17 protein-coding genes are annotated in these 15,062 nt (G+C 51.4%); 10 read left to right on the top strand and 7 right to left on the bottom strand.

What is annotated here, in order from left to right; genetic code table 11:
- The first annotated feature begins 6 nt into the window (after nt 1–6).
- Together LGS26_RS01000 and LGS26_RS00995 are read left to right on the top strand one after the other, a co-directional pair.
- Complete coding sequence (locus LGS26_RS01000) at nt 7–1,725, top strand: DVU0298 family protein (protein ID WP_237888825.1); 1,719 nt, start codon at nt 7–9, stop codon at nt 1,723–1,725.
- Between the two features lie 57 nt (nt 1,726–1,782).
- Nucleotides 1,783–2,430: a YkgJ family cysteine cluster protein gene (locus tag LGS26_RS00995; protein ID WP_237888824.1), complete on the top strand. Its 648-nt coding sequence runs from the start codon at nt 1,783–1,785 to the stop codon at nt 2,428–2,430.
- Between the two features lie 29 nt (nt 2,431–2,459).
- Here LGS26_RS00995 and LGS26_RS00990 read toward each other — a convergent pair whose 3' ends face one another.
- The 3 genes from LGS26_RS00990 to dsrA all read right to left on the bottom strand — a co-directional run bounded on the left by LGS26_RS00990 (nt 2,460) and on the right by dsrA (nt 5,285).
- The gene (locus LGS26_RS00990) at nt 2,460–2,705 is read right to left on the bottom strand and encodes a dissimilatory sulfite reductase D family protein (RefSeq protein WP_237888823.1); all 246 of its coding nucleotides are present in this window, start codon (nt 2,703–2,705) and stop codon (nt 2,460–2,462) included.
- Nucleotides 2,706–2,723: 18 nt separating this feature from the next.
- A complete protein-coding gene (gene dsrB / locus LGS26_RS00985) occupies nt 2,724–3,848 on the bottom strand; it encodes a dissimilatory-type sulfite reductase subunit beta (protein ID WP_237889804.1) in 1,125 nt (374 codons plus the stop codon).
- A 150-nt stretch (nt 3,849–3,998) separates the two neighbouring features.
- Entirely contained in the window at nt 3,999–5,285 is a 1,287-nt protein-coding gene (gene dsrA, locus LGS26_RS00980; RefSeq protein WP_237888822.1) for a dissimilatory-type sulfite reductase subunit alpha, read from the bottom strand.
- Nucleotides 5,286–5,585: 300 nt separating this feature from the next.
- Between dsrA and LGS26_RS00975 the strand changes: the two genes are divergently transcribed.
- From LGS26_RS00975 to LGS26_RS00960, 4 genes are read left to right on the top strand one after another with little or no spacing between them, the layout of a single operon-like run.
- Entirely contained in the window at nt 5,586–6,452 is an 867-nt protein-coding gene (locus LGS26_RS00975; protein WP_237888821.1) for a PHP domain-containing protein, read from the top strand.
- 16 nt (nt 6,453–6,468) lie between these two features.
- The gene (locus tag LGS26_RS00970) at nt 6,469–8,079 is read left to right on the top strand and encodes a peptide-binding protein (protein WP_237888820.1); all 1,611 of its coding nucleotides are present in this window, start codon (nt 6,469–6,471) and stop codon (nt 8,077–8,079) included.
- A 16-nt stretch (nt 8,080–8,095) separates the two neighbouring features.
- On the top strand, nt 8,096–9,091 hold the full coding sequence (locus tag LGS26_RS00965; protein WP_237888819.1) for an ABC transporter permease: 996 nt from the start codon (nt 8,096–8,098) through the stop codon (nt 9,089–9,091).
- Nucleotides 9,081–9,953 (top strand): ABC transporter permease, encoded by an 873-nt coding sequence (locus tag LGS26_RS00960; RefSeq protein ID WP_237889799.1) that lies wholly within the window; start codon nt 9,081–9,083, stop codon nt 9,951–9,953. Before LGS26_RS00965 ends, LGS26_RS00960 begins: the two co-directional genes overlap by 11 nt.
- Here the strand turns inward: LGS26_RS00960 and tatC are convergent.
- From tatC to LGS26_RS00940, 4 genes are all read right to left on the bottom strand, one after another.
- Nucleotides 9,950–10,702, bottom strand: a complete 753-nt coding sequence (gene tatC, locus LGS26_RS00955) for a twin-arginine translocase subunit TatC (RefSeq protein ID WP_237888818.1) — start codon at nt 10,700–10,702, stop codon at nt 9,950–9,952. The genes LGS26_RS00960 and tatC overlap by 4 nt on opposite strands.
- A gap of 20 nt (nt 10,703–10,722) precedes the next feature.
- A complete protein-coding gene (locus tag LGS26_RS00950) occupies nt 10,723–11,835 on the bottom strand; it encodes a M24 family metallopeptidase (protein ID WP_237888817.1) in 1,113 nt (370 codons plus the stop codon).
- Nucleotides 11,836–11,905: 70 nt separating this feature from the next.
- Complete coding sequence (locus LGS26_RS00945; RefSeq protein ID WP_237888816.1) at nt 11,906–12,655, bottom strand: BPSS1780 family membrane protein; 750 nt, start codon at nt 12,653–12,655, stop codon at nt 11,906–11,908.
- A gap of 13 nt (nt 12,656–12,668) precedes the next feature.
- Nucleotides 12,669–12,854 (bottom strand): hypothetical protein, encoded by a 186-nt coding sequence (locus LGS26_RS00940; RefSeq protein WP_237888815.1) that lies wholly within the window; start codon nt 12,852–12,854, stop codon nt 12,669–12,671.
- A gap of 190 nt (nt 12,855–13,044) precedes the next feature.
- Here LGS26_RS00940 and LGS26_RS00935 point away from each other — a divergent pair, with 190 nt between their 5' ends.
- The 4 genes from LGS26_RS00935 (at nt 13,045) to LGS26_RS00920 (ending at nt 15,028) form a co-directional block, all read left to right on the top strand.
- Nucleotides 13,045–13,479, top strand: a complete 435-nt coding sequence (locus LGS26_RS00935; protein WP_237888814.1) for an arsenate reductase ArsC — start codon at nt 13,045–13,047, stop codon at nt 13,477–13,479.
- 2 nt (nt 13,480–13,481) lie between these two features.
- Complete coding sequence (locus LGS26_RS00930) at nt 13,482–14,432, top strand: permease (protein WP_407932047.1); 951 nt, start codon at nt 13,482–13,484, stop codon at nt 14,430–14,432.
- Between the two features lie 17 nt (nt 14,433–14,449).
- Nucleotides 14,450–14,605, top strand: a complete 156-nt coding sequence (locus LGS26_RS00925; RefSeq protein WP_237888812.1) for a bacterioferritin-associated ferredoxin — start codon at nt 14,450–14,452, stop codon at nt 14,603–14,605.
- A gap of 186 nt (nt 14,606–14,791) precedes the next feature.
- A complete protein-coding gene (locus tag LGS26_RS00920; protein WP_237888811.1) occupies nt 14,792–15,028 on the top strand; it encodes a thioredoxin family protein in 237 nt (78 codons plus the stop codon).
- Nucleotides 15,029–15,062: the final 34 nt, after the last annotated feature.

The raw sequence follows: 15,062 nt of genomic DNA, 5'->3' as shown, positions 1-15,062 counted from the left end.
TGCTTTATGGCAAATTTTGCAACTGGCGGTGCAACTGAGGCCAGATGCCCGCTATGTGACAGATTGATAGTCCGCCCCAAGACAAGGGAGCCCAGGAGGTTTGCGGATTTCGAATTCGGGGTCTGCCAATGTACAGCTGTCTATGTGCACGATATAACGGGTCATAATCTAGGCGCAGCCTTTATGGAGGCGCTCGGTTTTGCCTGTGGGGACGATTGGGATATGGCCTGGGGGCTTATGCCAGGGGAGGATTATGAAGACGCCCTGTTGGAGGGTTATGATATCGAGTCCAATCTAGTTGAGCCCACAGGGCGCACAAAAGAAGGGAAACGGGTCAAGGGGGTGTTGACTTTTATCCGCCTGAAGCCTGATCTTAGAGATGTCATCTCAAGGGGCAGGGGTTCCTTCGGTGCAATAGACGATCAAACCAGGGGTGTGCAAGAAAAAGGAGATCGTATTCATGGCGGATTTCAGACAGCCAGCGCAAGATACTCAAAAGGGGATGTTGACAACCTAGTGCGCGATGGGCGCATTGAAGAGCTATCGTTAGCCGCGGTCCACGATCCTCTTGTCATAAGAAAGGTGCAACGCCTTCTCTATGCCGCTGACATCCGTTTGAGATGGAATGCTGTTATGGCGCTTGGAGCTGTGATAGGACGCTTGGCAGACGATCGTCCTTCTGTCGCAGGCAATATGGTGCGCACGCTTTTGTACGCATGCAATGACTCTGCTGCTGCCAATTGGGGCGCGATAGAGACGTTGGGCGAGGTCATAAGGCTCAGGCCGGGCGTTTATGGTTCATTTATAAGGCACCTGCTCGGACTTCTGAATGACCCGCCGTCCAGACCTGCGATCTTTTGGGCCATGGGACGTATCGGCGGCCAGCACCCCAAGCTTGTAAGGTCCAACGCCTTTTTCTCGATCTTTAATTTTCTTGAAGATCCAGATCCAAACGTGCGCGGCCATGCTGCATGGGCGCTTGGTCGGATTAAGGCCGCAGAGGCTGCATCGGCCATTGAAAGGATGGTAATGGACGAGGAGACAGTCGATCTCTTTGACGGCGAGATGCTTATCAAGACCACAGTCGGTCGTATCGCAAGGGAGGCCTTGTCGAATATATATGGTATTAATGGGGGTGATAAATATATGGATGAAGACGCGGGTAAAATAAAAAACGGCGGCGATCCTGTCCGTTCGGACGAGGCTGTTGAGCTTTATAGGGAGGCTGCCGTGCTGATGGGCAGAGGGATGTCACTTGATGCCATTTTAAAGCTTGAAGAGGCATTGAAGAGATTCGAAGACCAAGGTAGACATGTTGAAATAGCAAATACATGTGAGAAGCTTGCTGATCTTCACGTACAGCGGGGAAACTTCAAGGCCGCCATACCCCTTTATCAGAGGGCCATGGCCATATGTGAAAAGGGAGGCGATGATATAGGCAAGGTCTTGCTTGCAGAGAAGATAATAGATATTTACAGGGCTGATAACGAACCGGATAAGGCCTTGCCCTATCTTTTCTTTGCCCTTGAATTGGTCGAATCGCTCGGCGACGCCTCCCGTGCCGCATTCTATCTAACAGGCATAGGCGATATATATCAGAGGCAGGGTGACATCCCAAGTGCAATTGATGCGTATAGGCTTGCGCACAAGATCTACAGCGAAATGGGATCAAAGGAGCGTGCATCTATACTTCAAAAGGGCCTTGAAAAGTTGATGGTCTCGTAAAAAACTATTATACGATGGCTAAGCAAAAATCGTCAAATGCAAGGCGCGCGATGATGAATGAACGGCGATAACATCAGGACATCATGTATCCGCTGCGGTCAGTGCTGTATAAAGGGCGGTCCGACCCTTCATCAAGAAGATGTCTGCCTTCTTAATGACGGTGTACTGCAACCAGGAGATCTTTTTACTATAAGGGCAGGTGAGCCAATACGTGATCCAGTTAAAGGTATTATAGTTCAGACTCCGATAGAATTGGTGAAGATAAAGGGTGTACCTGGCTCGTGGGCCTGCAAATTCTTCGATCCTGCGGCCAAGGCGTGCAATATCTATGAAAACCGTCCCCTGGAGTGTCGAGTCTTAAAGTGTTGGCATCCAGAGGATTCTATAAGATTATTTATGCACGATGTACTCTCAAGAAGTGCGGTCATACCAGAAGGATCGTTTCTTTATGAGGTCATATCTTCCTATGAGGCGAGATTCTCAGCAGCGGCATTCATTGAATTGTTTACCTCGACGATCCCGTTAGGGGGCAGTGCCGCCCTGTATAAGATCGATGAAAAAATAGACCTTGACAACACCTTCCGCAGGGAATTTATTGAGTTTTTCGGAATAGAGGCGACCGTCATGGATTTTTTCTTTGGAAGGCCTCTCAAGGATATCGCCGCACCTTTAATGAAAAAGACCCTTAAGGGCGGGTACCCTTAAGGGTCTTTGCGGCCTCTACAACCATTTTTCTACTCGAAGGCCTCTTCGGTTCCCTTGCCGAAGCCAGGCACTCCATACATTACGGTGCTCCCTGACGAGAAGAATTCAAGCTTTCCTTCTCTTACCAGTTCGTTTGCCGCGTTTTTTACCTCGCGGGGCGACGCCTCAGGCATCGCTGCATATAGGTCTTTTATATACATCTTTGACTTGAATGCAGCTTTTTTTGTGGCGTACTCTACGAGTTTCCGTTTGAGTTCTTCTTTATCTACTGCCATTTTAGTACCCCCTTTTTATTAGAGGTTATCGGTATGCACACTCCACTTGAACTGTGTTGTTGTGTGGTATGTGGTGTATGCCAAACGATAATCATCAATTGATTTGTCTGTGAACGGGATATCGCATTTCTCAAAGAAGCGTTCCCAGCCGATCCTCTCAGCCCATTCACCCAGCCGTTCATATTTATTTGCATTGGCAGCGTAGACTTCAAGGATGTGTTTTACCGTCTTTACCGTAGTCGGCCAACGCGGCGGCTCATTGGGTATATATGGGATGATGAGTTTTGAGAATTTCGGGGCGGTGATACGGTTTGATATCTTGCCACCCACTAAAATTGCAATACCGTCGCCCTGGCCGTCTGCAAGCGGCATGGCAGGGCACATGGTGTAGCAGTTGCCGCAGAACATGCAGCGTTCTTCATTGACCCTGACGGTCTTTTTCTTCTCACCATTGACCTCCACCGTAACGGGCTTGATGGCACCGAGAGGGCAGGCTGCAACGGCAAGAGGTATCTCGCAGACGCCGGTGATGCGTTCGTCTTCAATAAGCGGCGGTTTGCGGTGGATACCTAGGATAGCGATATCGGAGCAGTGGACCGCGCCGCACATATTGAGACAGCAGGCAAGGGCGATCCTCACCTGGGCAGGGAGCTTGTGGCTGCCGAAGTAGTCGTAGAGCTCATCCATTACTGATTTTACTACGCCCGATGCATCGATGGCCGGCGTATGGCAATGCACCCAGCCCTGGGTGTGCACGATGTTGGTCACGCACGCCCCTGTGCCGCCTATCGGGAACTTGTATGACCCGCCAGGGAATTTGCGACCCTTAAGGTCGTCTTTTAGGGCACGCAGCTTTTCTTCGGAGGTCACATGAAACTCGATATTGTTACGGGTGGTCCAGCGGACCGAACCGTCGCAATATTTGTCTGCTATATCGGCCACTTCTCTTATGAGATCGGTGGTGATCAGACGGGCGGATCCGCAACGTACGGCAAAACAGACATCCCCTGTCTCGCTTGTATATTTAATAACGCCGGGTTCTATTATCTCATGCACCTTCCATTTGCCGTAGTTCTTTTGGATAACCGGCGGCATGAACTGGAAATAGTGCGGCGGTCCTATGTCTGTGATACGGTTTTGCATCGGTTTTTTGGGGTCATAGAGCTTTCCCGCCAGTTCTTTATCGTAGGGCTTGGACACCACCTCTGAGATATCAAACCCCGGATTGTCTCCATACAGTTCTTTTTGCTTCTCAAGATACTCATTCATACTATGTCTCGCCTCCTTATCAAATTATGCTGCATGTCTCTTACGGAATTCCGCAAGGTCGCGTTTCCATCCACCTTCGACCTCTTCTGCACTCCAGAAGACATACGGGTTGGAACGCGGCTCCTTGACCATCTGCGGTATGGCCTTGAGGCCTGTACGGCGCAGCAGTTCCTGTATGGACTGGCGCTGGATAAGTTCGCCTGAGCGCTCGCGGTTTTTGCCTTCCTCCATCCACCAATCCCATATCTTGCCTATAAAGTCTTTTAGTTCATCATAAGGGGCCTCCATTCTGATGAATGGTATGGCCAGGGTGGCAAGCTGGGCGCCTTCGAGGATAGGTGCCTTGGCGCCTAGAAGTATGGTGGCACCTGTATCGGTGCCTGGGCGGAGGGCAGCAGGCATAACGTTGATACAGTGCATACAGCGTGTGCATTCGCGGTTGTCTATCTTGAGCTTGTCGCCTTCCATCCACATGCAGTTTGTCGGGCAGCGATCAATGACCTCTTTCTGAATGTCGAATTTTCCCCAGTCTTTGTCGCTGTGTGCCCCGGCATTCGGTTTGAGCTCGCCGCCTATATAAGCCTTTACAGCCGCCTGGTCGATGCGGATGTCGTCTTTCCATGTCCCGATGATGGCGCAGTCAGACCTGGCAATGGCGGCCACGCAGTCATTGGCGCAACCAGAGATCTTGAACTTGTATTTGTAGGGGAAGGCCGGCCTGTGCAGTTCATCCTGATACGTCTGTGTCAGGTCATAACAGATGGCCTGTGTGTCTATACAGGAGTATTCGCAACGCGCTTTGCCTATACAGCAGGCAGGGGTGCGGAGGTTGGAGCCCGATCCGCCGAGGTCCACACTCATCTGATGGGTAAGATCGTAAAAGATGGGCTCGAGCTGATCTGTCTTGGTGCCAAGTAGGATCAGGTCTCCTGTTGAGCCGTGGAGGTTGGTCATGCCGCTTCCTCTGTGGTCCCACATCTCGCAGAGTTTTCTGAGATAAGCCGAGGAATAGAACTTGCTTGCAGGTTGATTGACGCGGATGGTGTGAAAGTGGGCTATGGTTGGGAACATCTCTGGTACGTCTGAGTAACGCCCAATGACCCCGCCGCCGTAGCCGAACACGCCGACGATCCCGCCATGTTTCCAGTGGGTCTCTTTGTGTTTGTAAGATAGCTCGAGCTGTCCGAGGAGATCGAGACACTCCTGCTTGCCCTTTAGACCTTTTTGCTCAATGTCGTCGACAAAGCTCGGCCACCGGCCCTTTTTTAGCTCGTCGACCATCGGGGTGTCATGTTTCTTGACATCTGCCATTTAATTCTCCCTCCTTGATGGAATATAATATAACAAAAATTAACCTGCTTGATATCTCCTTAAAAACCCTGCGATTCAAAAAAAATGAATGATCATTCGGTAAAATACTTTTCTACATAGTTTATTCTTATAATATCTTTGTGCATTTTTTGTCAACCCTAAAAAGGCGGCTGCATGAAGATTTTTGTGGTATTTTAAAGAAGGTTGCATAGAAATTTTTTGACGATTTCAATACAACTTTTAGCCGAATGACTATTCAGTCTGATCATGACCATTTTGGATAAAGACATGGGGGAGAAAATGGATGCAATCGGATGCTGCGACCTTCATACACATACTACTGCGTCGGACGGTTCTGACAGGCCGGAAGACCTTATACGTCTTGCGGCTGCGGCCGGACTCAAGGCGGTGGCCATTACGGATCACGATACTGTTAGTGGACTTGATAGCGCCATAGAGGCCGGCCATAAGGCAGGGATCGAGGTCTTGCCGGGGGTTGAGCTCAGCGTCAATGCCAATATAGCTAAAGGCGATATGCATATGCTAGGCTATTATATCGATGCGGATTCAGCCTCCTTAAACGAGGTGCTTGAAAGGGTCCAGGCGGCAAGAGCGAAACGTAACCCACTTATCCTTGAGCGCCTTGCCCAAATGGGCAAACCTTTGTCACTGAAAGAGCTCGAGGATATGTCAGGAGGCGGTCAGATAGGAAGGCCGCATATCGCAAAGGCGATGGTCAGACATGGGTATGTAGGCTCGACAGGTGAGGCCTTTGCGAGATTTCTCAAAAAAGGTGCGTCTGCCTATGTACCTAAGTCCATACTGTCGCCCAAAGAGGCCGTGGACGCCATCCATGCGGCCGGTGGGCTTGCTGTGCTCGCCCATCCCATAAGTCTTGCATGTGAGGATGAAGCTGGGTTTGATGCGCTGGTAGGCCGTTTGGCGTCGAAAGGCCTGGACGGTATGGAGTGTTATTACAGCGAACATTCCTTGGATTTTACAAAGACATGCCTTGCAATCGCCTCCAAATACGGGCTTGTCGCTACAGGCGGGAGCGACTATCATGGGAGCGCTAAGCCCCAGATAGCCATAGGAAGAGGCAGGGGCGGGTTGTGTGTGCCGTACGATTGTGTGGAGGCGCTCAAGGCAAGACTTAAGAGATTGTAGCCATGGGGCGGTGGATATGAAACGCCTTTCAGGATTGCTGTTTCTTGCAGCCCTGTTCATTGTCGTCATGTGCCTGGATGCGTTGGCCGTGGACAAGTGTCCCTACTATGGGGATACCATAGTCGTCGGTTCCATAGGGGATGCCTCGACCCTTATCCCAATGCTTGCCTCAGATGCAACCTCACATGAGATAGCCGGTTTTGTCTATAACGGGCTTGTTAAATACGATAAAAACCTGAACCTTGTCGGCGATTTGGCCAAGTCGTGGGATATCTCGCATGATGGTCTCGTGATCACCTTCCACCTCAGAAAAGGCGTGAAGTGGCAGGACGGCGTTCCATTTACCGCCGATGACGTGATCTTCGGATTCAAGCTGATAACTGATCCCAAGACACCGACCCCATACGCAGGGGATTTCATGGAGGTGAAGTCCATTGAGGCGCCTGATCCCTATACCGTCCGTGTCACATATAAAGAACCGTTTGCGCCTGCCCTGAGCTCGTGGGGCGATATAGTGGTGCTGCCGAAACACCTCTTGGAGGGCAAAGACATCACGAAGAGCCCACTTGCGCGCAAGCCGGTTGGGACCGGTCCATTCATGCTCAAGGAATGGAGGACCCAAGAGAAGATAGTCCTTGAGGCGAATCCTGACTATTTTGAGGGCAGGCCGTGTTTGGACCGCTATCTCATGCGCATAATCCCTGATCCGGCCACCATGTTCCTCGAGCTCAAAAGCGGCGGGCTTGACTGGATGGATCTTTCCCCGATCCAGTACAAGAGGCAGACCAATACTGGGTTTTTTAAAAATAATTTTAACAAATACAAATACCTTTCTTTTTCGTATACATATCTAGGTTTCAACCTGAGGTCCCCGTTGTTTAAAGATAGACGCGTACGTCAGGCGATTGCATATGCCATAGACAAGGATGAACTGGTCCGCGGGGTGCTTTTGGGTTACGGGGTTGCCGCAACTGGCCCCTATAAGCCCGATGCCTGGTTCTATAATCCGAATGTCAGGCGTTATCCTTACAACCCGGCAAAGGCCCGCAGGCTTTTGGCCGAGGCGGGGTGGAGGGATACGGATGGAGACGGGATACTTGACAAGGACGGCCGCCCGTTTTCCTTTACCGTCTTGACAAATCAGGGAAACAGCGTGCGCGAGGCCACTGCCCAAATCATTCAATATCGTCTTAGGCAGATAGGGATTGAGATGAAGATAAGGTCTGTCGAATGGACCGCCCTGATAAACGACTTTATAGACAAACGCCGTTTTGAAGCCGTCATCCTTGGATGGACCACCGGGCCGGATCCGGACATCTATGATATATTTCATTCCTCAAGGACCGGGCCTAATGGGCTCAATTTCATCGGATATAAAAACCCTGAGCTCGACAGGTTGCTCGTTGAAGGTCGCCGCACATTTGACAGAAAAAAGCGGAAAGAGATATATGATCGGGTGCAGGAGATACTGGCAGACGATCAGCCGTATGTATTTTTGTACGTGCCGATGGCCCTCCCTGTTATCAGTAAGAGGTTCAAAGGGGTCGAGCCGTCGCCGTCGGGCATAAGTTACAATTTCATCAGGTGGTGGGTGCCGAAAAATGAGCAGATATACATGACCAGATAGCCATGAGGATGATGATATGGCAGTTGTGAAATACTTGATCAAGAGGTTGGCTGTGCTGGTCCCGACGTTTTTCGGGATAACGGTCATTTCGTTCATCGTCATGCACCTTGCCCCAGGAGAGCCTATAGGTGTACAGGCCGATCTCAACCCCAAGATGACCCCGGAGATGCGGGAGAGACTGAGGGTTCAGTACGGCCTCGATAAGCCCATATACGTCCAGTACTGGCGCTGGCTCAACGGACTCGCCCATCTCGATCTTGGGAGGTCGTTTGCGCCGGATCGGGCGCCTGTGTGGCAGAAGATAAAAGAAAGGCTGCCGGTGACGATACTTATAAACACCCTCTCCCTCGGACTCATCCTGCTTGTCGCCATCCCGCTTGGCGTGGCTTCGGCCGTGAGGCAGGGCGGGACCTTCGACAAAGTGACGACCGTCGTCATATTCTTGTTTTATGCAGCCCCGTCTTTCTGGGTGGCCCTGCTCATGATGTTGTGTTTCGGCGTGGAGTTGGGTTGGCTGCCGATCTCCGGCCTTCACAGCCTTATGGGTTATCAGGATATGACTATCCTTGAAAAGGTCGTCGACTGGTCGCGGCATCTCTTTCTGCCGGTGCTGGTCTCGGCCCTTGGCGGGCTCGCAGGTATCTCGCGTTACGTGCGTTCTTCCATGCTCGAGGTCCTGAGGCAGGACTACATCATGACGGCAAGGGCAAAAGGCCTGCCAGAAAGGACGGTCATCTATCGGCATGCCTTGAGAAATGCGCTGTTGCCCTTGATCACCATACTTGGGTTGTCGCTTCCGGGGCTTATCGGTGGAAGTGTCATCTTTGAGTCCATATTCGCCATTCCAGGCATAGGTCAGCTCATGTGGGCGAGCGTCATGTCCAGAGATTACCCGGTTCTAATGGGGAACCTCGTGATAGTCTCCATCCTTACGCTCATTGGGAATCTCCTTGCAGATATAGGCTATGGCCTTGCCGACCCGAGGATAAGGACCGGTGCGCATGGCGGATAGGGCTGCAAAAAGCAAGGCATCCAGCGTCAGGCGCGGTTTATGGGCCAGTTTTTTTAGAAATCCCCTTGCTGTGGCCGGTCTCCTGATCATTGGATGTCTTGCAGTCACAGCTGTCTTTTCCTCTGTCATATCTCCTTATGACCCCCAGGCCATAGACACCTGGCACATACTTGAGCCGCCTTCAAGGGCGCATCTTCTTGGTACGGATACCCTCGGGCGCGATTGTCTTTCGAGGTTGATCTATGGCGCCAGGATATCGCTTGTCGTCGGCATTGTGGCCGTAGGGCTTTCAACCCTCATCGGAGTGGCCCTTGGGGCGTTATCAGGTTATTATGGCGGGCTGATCGATGTAGTTATCATGCGCCTTGTGGATATAATGCTCTGTTTCCCGGCGATATTTCTAATAATGGCCGTGATAGCCTTTCTTGAGCCATCTATTTTCAATATAATGGCTGTAATAGGCTTGACCGGGTGGATGGGCGTCGCGCGTCTCGTGCGGGCGGAGTTCCTGTCGCTTAAAGAGCGCGATTTTGTACTTGCAGCCAGACTCTCCGGGGCATCAGATATGAGGATAGTCTTTTCGCACATACTCCCGAACGCCATAGCCCCGATACTTGTCTCGGCCACCCTTGGAATCGGTGGGGCTATCTTAACGGAGAGCGCGCTCAGTTTTCTCGGTATAGGGGTACAGCCGCCTACACCCAGTTGGGGCAACATGCTGGCGGAGGGCAAGGACAACCTTGATGTGGCCTGGTGGCTTTCGGTATTTCCAGGCCTTGCCATTTTAATCACGGTCCTTGGATTTAATCTCTTGGGCGAAGGGCTGAGGGATGCGCTGGACCCACGGATGAGGCGGGACTAACGCCCCCTTTTGCCTATGAGCCAGACAAGGACGATGCTTATCTCGTAGAGCAGCATGAGCGGGACGGCGAGCATAAATTGGTTCAATATATCTGGTGTCGGGGTGAGAACGGCCGCCAGGATGAAGTTTATGAGAATAGCGTACTTGCGGTTTCTTTGGAGCATTTTTGCATCTATTATGCCGACAACCCCTAGGAGGGCTATAAAGACGGGCAGTTCAAAGGCGATCCCGAAGCCTATGAGCAGATGGATCGTAAGGCTGAAGTACTCGCTTACATTGGGCATGAGACGCAGGTACTTATTGCCGTAGCTTGCCAGAAACTTGAAGGCCGTCGGGAAGGCCACAAAGTAGCCGAACAGCCCCCCTCCAACAAAGAATGCGGTTGAGAGGAGGACGAATGGCAGAGCGAGGCGTTTTTCATGTTCATAGAGACCTGGGACCACGAATGCCCATATCTCATAGATAATAATCGGGCTTGCAAGGAAGACGCCGCACGTGATGGCGAGCTTTATATATATAAAGAACGCTTCAGGGTATGAGGTGAATATAAGTGACGTTCCTGGCGGTAGCACTGCCTCGATCGGCCTCGCAAGCACGGCGAATATAGGTTCTATGAAGGCGTAAGACAGTGTTGAACATATAGCGACGGCGATAAGTGATACTACTATGCGGCGTCTCAGCTCGGCGAGATGCTCGGTAAGACTCAATTCTTTAAATGGATTGTGTCGCCCCTGGTCTTTGTCGGTCATGTGCGATCTAGCGTCTTGAATTAAAAGTCATAGAACCATTCGTCTCTGCTCAAGACCAGTCTGCCCCTCTCTTCTACATAGACCATGTTTTCAAGCCTGACCCCGCCTTGACCTGGAAGGTATATGCCCGGTTCGATGGTCACCACCATGCCAGGTTTTAAGGTCTTCTTGGCCCTCGGTGACAGGACCGGGGCCTCATGGACCGCAAGACCTATGCCGTGGCCGAGGGAATGGTTGAACATCTGGCCATAACCTGCTGCATTTATTATGTCGCGGGCCGTCTTGTCGACCGCGTTTGCCGCCATGCCCGCCCTGATCGTGTCTTGTGCCGCTATCTGGGCCTTTCTCACCATCTTGTATATCTCTTTAAAGGGCGGCCGTGGCTGTCCGATAAATATCGTCCGTGTCATGTCGGATGAATAACCGTCTAGCCTCGCCCCCATGTCTATAATAATGGGCTCGCCTTCGCGTATCGGTCTTTCTGCAGGGATTGCATGTGGAAGCGCCCCGTTCGGGCCGGAGGCCACGATCGGGGGGAATGACGGGCCGTCTGCACGCCTTGAAAGGCCTTCAACAATGCGCAAGGCGATTTCTTTTTCGGTCATGCCCGGGCGTATGGAGCTGGAAATCTCTTCAAATACATCTTCAGCCGCAGAGATCGCCGCCTTTATGAACCCAAGCTCTTCCGGCGATTTAACAGCCCGCATCGTCTCTATCCTGCCTTGAAGAGGTACAAAGTCGATTTGTGGGCAGGTCTTTTTTAAGGAGTCGAGGCCTGCACAGGTAATATATTCAGGTTCGTAGGCAACCCTCTTGACCTTGGTCCCGTCAGTCAACCTCTTAACGGCCTCTTTAAGGCCTTTTTGATATATAAACACCCGCCAGCCAGGGCAATCAAGCCCCGCCTGGGCCCCATAGCGGCCGTCGGTAAGCACTACGGCCTCAGCGGGCGTAATAAAGAGTGCACCCGACGATTCGTTTATTGCAGCGTCTTCCGCTGTAAATCCACTCAAATAACGGCGGTTTTCCGGGGATGTGACCAGGAAGGCGTCTAGTACCCGCGCCCTCAGGACCGCCCTGATCCTCATCAGACGTTTCAAAGGTGTCCTATAAATGGCTACTTGTTTTTCCATGCCTTCTCACCTCCATTGTCTCTTAAGAAGGCGAGGATAGCACATGGCCGGTGTGCGGGAAACAGTTTTTTTAGGCGGCGCCGGCAGGCATATGTTGGGGTCTTGTCTCTTCAGAAAAGATATCCTTAAAACTTGCATAGATTGATGTTATGGTGATGGGCATGAGCATGATCAACCCGAGGCCGAGGGTGAATACGGTCAGGATGCCCAAAAGCAGATAAATTAACCCATAGACGGTCATTGACAAGACGTTTTTCATGCATGCCTCGATGCTGAGTTTCATGGCCTCCATGGGTCCTGTCCCTGTGAGCATGACAAGTGGGATGGCATACAGCATGGCTGAGGCGAACAGGAGCGCTAGTATGAGCAGTAGAATAGAGACAAAGACCGCCCCTACGGCAAGATGGACGACGGAGTAGAGACCTAGATATGCCCTGTGCATGAGCATGTGCATCCCAAGCCCGCCTATGGTAATGAATATCAACGCAGCGCTCAGGATGTTGAAGCCGATGCCGACAGCGCCGAGGATAATGACATTGTTGCGGATTACAGGGTCTTTAAAGGCCGCGATAAGGTGTTCAAAAGAGGGTTCCCTGCCAGTTTCCCAGTCGTGGGCGGCCTTAAATAGTCCGCCTGTAATGCCTGGCATGAGAAGGGAGAAGGCAAGCCACCCCAAGAACGGGAGGATGTGCAAGAATATGCCGATAAGCCAGTACGCCAGACACAGCAATATCCACATACCAAGCCTGGGCCTCACGATCTTCCATCCGCCGATGTACCACGCTGCGCCTTTTGCAGCAGCTACCGTATTGGCTTTCATGGTTTAACTCCTTTCATTCAAGGCCGGTCTGATGGACCGTGTCTATGTCTTTGACCTTTTTCAGTGGCCTTAAAAAATCTTTTATGACAAAAAGTGATGGTGTCGCAAAAGGTCGCCAACCGCTGTGTTGCGCTGCATCCGTCGTCACTGCGGCGTACAGGGAGTATGCCTCATTCTCCAGGATCTGCGCACCTTGCATTTACGATTTTTGCTTAGCCATCTCATATAATGATTTTTTACGAGATCATCAAAAATGTTTGTCTATAGATAGATTATGGGGATTTTTATCTTCCGGCAAGAAAATTTTTTCTTGCCCGTCGTATGTTGTCTTGACATTATATATAAAAATTTTTATTTAATATCTTAAAAAAGATTCGACAGAGACCCTGATGAAGCACATCCTTTTTCTATGTACTCAAAACTCCTGCCGGAGTCAGATGGCTGAAGGCATCATAAACCAGGCCCTTAAAGGCCTGGTCAAGGCCTTTTCAGCAGGGACGAGCCCTGCCGGCGTCCATCCGCTTGCAGTCAGCGTGATGGGCGAGATCGGGATCGATATCTCTCGAAACCGATCAAAATACATAGATGAATTCAGCGGCCAGCGCTTTGATCTAGTGGTCACGCTGTGCGGCGGGGCTGCCGAGACCTGCCCGTTTATACCTGATCAGGGGCCGCGGGTCCATTTTGGCTTTGACGACCCAACAGAGGCGCAAGGCAGCGAGAAAGAGAGGCTTGTCGCCTTCAGACGATTAAGGGACGAGATGTTTGAAAAGCTCGTCCCGTTTGTCAGGGAAAGGCTTGGTCTTAAGGAGGCGTCATGCTGAAGATATTTACATTGCTTGCCGATCTCATTACCTACCGTTGGCTGAGCCTCAATCCTGGGGCGCATCTTACTGAGGCCCTGCATTTTTTTATCGAGGACACGACCAAGATATTTTTCCTCCTGACCGTGATCATCTTTTTCGTCTCCATTGTCAGGAGCTTCTTTACCCCTGAAAGGACGAGGAGGTTTCTGCGAAATAAAAGGCTGATAATCGGCCACATACTTGCCGCGGCGCTAGGTGTAGTGACGCCGTTCTGCTCGTGCTCGGCCTGCCCGCTCTTCATAGGTTTTGTCGAATCCGGCATCCCTCTGGGCGTGACCTTCAGTTTCCTCATCTCGTCTCCCATGGTGAACGAGGTCGCGCTCGTCCTGCTCTTCGGTCTCTTCGGCTGGAAGGTAGCGGCGCTTTATCTCTTTTCAGGCTTTGCAGTGGCCATCGTTGCTGGTATTGTCATCGGCAGGCTGAACATGGAAAGATACGTCGCTGACTACGTATGGCAGATAAGGATGGGCGAGGCGGCTGTCCCTGAGATGACCTGGCATGACAGGTTTGAATACGCAAAGGGTTATGTAAAGGACATCCTGCGACGCATCTGGCCATATGTGTTGGGTGGTATCGCCGTAGGCGCATTTGTCCACGGCTATGTGCCGGAAAATTTTCTGCTGAGATACGCAGGGCCTGGCAACCCCTTTGCCGTGCCCATAGCGGTCCTGATAGGCGTTCCGCTTTACAGCAATGCAGCAGGCGTGATCCCAGTAGTCCAGGCCTTGATGAGCAAGGGTCTGCCGCTCGGCACCACCCTTGCCTTTATGATGGCGGTGACCGCCCTTTCGTTTCCTGAGGCCATGATCCTGAGCCAGGTGCTAAAGAAGGAGCTTCTAGCCGTATTTTTTGGTATAACAGCCGTGGCTATAATAATTGTTGGCTATCTCTTCAATTTCGTTATGGGCTAGAGAAAAGTAGGCGGATCATGCCGGAGACTATTTGTTACTGCTTTAATTACACGGATGAAGACATCATCGACGATGTAAAGACGCACGGCCGGTCTTTGATCCTTGAGAGGATCATGGCAGCCAAAAAGGCCGGAAGATGCGAGTGCGCCACAAAAAATCCAAGGGGCCGCTGATGCCTTGCCGACGTCCGCCGGGTTGCGGATAATGCGATGAGTTAATATGGATATGGTTTATCCAAGAAAGCAAGTAAAGAAGGCAAGGAATCCCTTGAGAAGGCGGTTGCCATATCTGCCTTTGCGGCTGCTGCGGGTGATAAAAATTAATTTGAGCAATCGAGATAAAGAAAGGAGATATAAATAATGAAGATCGAGATACTTGGACCCGGCTGTCAGAGATGCGAGGCCTTGGCAAGAAATGCGGAAGATGCGGCAAAGGAGCTTGGGCTCCAGGCCGAGATAGAAAAGGTGACCGAGATGGGACGGATAGTCGGCTATGGGGTCATGGCAACGCCGGGTATCGCGATCGATGGCAAACTCAAGGGGTCGGGTAAGCTGTTTACAGTTGACGAGATAAAGGCCTTTCTTCAGGGGCGCTAGCGCATCTTGCAAGCGGCCGGGTTTATACTTAAAT

Origin of the sequence: Dissulfurimicrobium hydrothermale, from assembly GCF_022026155.1 — a bacterium.
GTDB classification, from domain to species: domain Bacteria; phylum Desulfobacterota; class Dissulfuribacteria; order Dissulfuribacterales; family Sh68; genus Dissulfurimicrobium; species Dissulfurimicrobium hydrothermale.
The sequence above is the reverse complement of the archived record's forward strand: the minus strand, read 5'-3'. Positions and strand labels throughout refer to the sequence as shown.

Coding starts and splice junctions, on each gene's coding strand:
- dsrA (WP_237888822.1), bottom strand. CDS start 5,285: ATGGCAGATGTCAAGAAACATGACACCCCGATGGTCGACGAGCTAAAA.
- LGS26_RS01000 (WP_237888825.1), top strand. CDS start 7: ATGGCAAATTTTGCAACTGGCGGTGCAACTGAGGCCAGATGCCCGCTA.
- LGS26_RS00950 (WP_237888817.1), bottom strand. CDS start 11,835: ATGGAAAAACAAGTAGCCATTTATAGGACACCTTTGAAACGTCTGATG.
- LGS26_RS00990 (WP_237888823.1), bottom strand. CDS start 2,705: ATGGCAGTAGATAAAGAAGAACTCAAACGGAAACTCGTAGAGTACGCC.
- LGS26_RS00970 (WP_237888820.1), top strand. CDS start 6,469: ATGAAACGCCTTTCAGGATTGCTGTTTCTTGCAGCCCTGTTCATTGTC.
- LGS26_RS00920 (WP_237888811.1), top strand. CDS start 14,792: ATGAAGATCGAGATACTTGGACCCGGCTGTCAGAGATGCGAGGCCTTG.
- LGS26_RS00935 (WP_237888814.1), top strand. CDS start 13,045: ATGAAGCACATCCTTTTTCTATGTACTCAAAACTCCTGCCGGAGTCAG.
- LGS26_RS00975 (WP_237888821.1), top strand. CDS start 5,586: ATGGATGCAATCGGATGCTGCGACCTTCATACACATACTACTGCGTCG.
- tatC (WP_237888818.1), bottom strand. CDS start 10,702: ATGACCGACAAAGACCAGGGGCGACACAATCCATTTAAAGAATTGAGT.
- LGS26_RS00995 (WP_237888824.1), top strand. CDS start 1,783: ATGAACGGCGATAACATCAGGACATCATGTATCCGCTGCGGTCAGTGC.
- dsrB (WP_237889804.1), bottom strand. CDS start 3,848: ATGCAAAACCGTATCACAGACATAGGACCGCCGCACTATTTCCAGTTC.
- LGS26_RS00925 (WP_237888812.1), top strand. CDS start 14,450: ATGCCGGAGACTATTTGTTACTGCTTTAATTACACGGATGAAGACATC.
- LGS26_RS00960 (WP_237889799.1), top strand. CDS start 9,081: ATGGCGGATAGGGCTGCAAAAAGCAAGGCATCCAGCGTCAGGCGCGGT.
- LGS26_RS00945 (WP_237888816.1), bottom strand. CDS start 12,655: ATGAAAGCCAATACGGTAGCTGCTGCAAAAGGCGCAGCGTGGTACATC.
- LGS26_RS00940 (WP_237888815.1), bottom strand. CDS start 12,854: ATGCAAGGTGCGCAGATCCTGGAGAATGAGGCATACTCCCTGTACGCC.
- LGS26_RS00965 (WP_237888819.1), top strand. CDS start 8,096: ATGGCAGTTGTGAAATACTTGATCAAGAGGTTGGCTGTGCTGGTCCCG.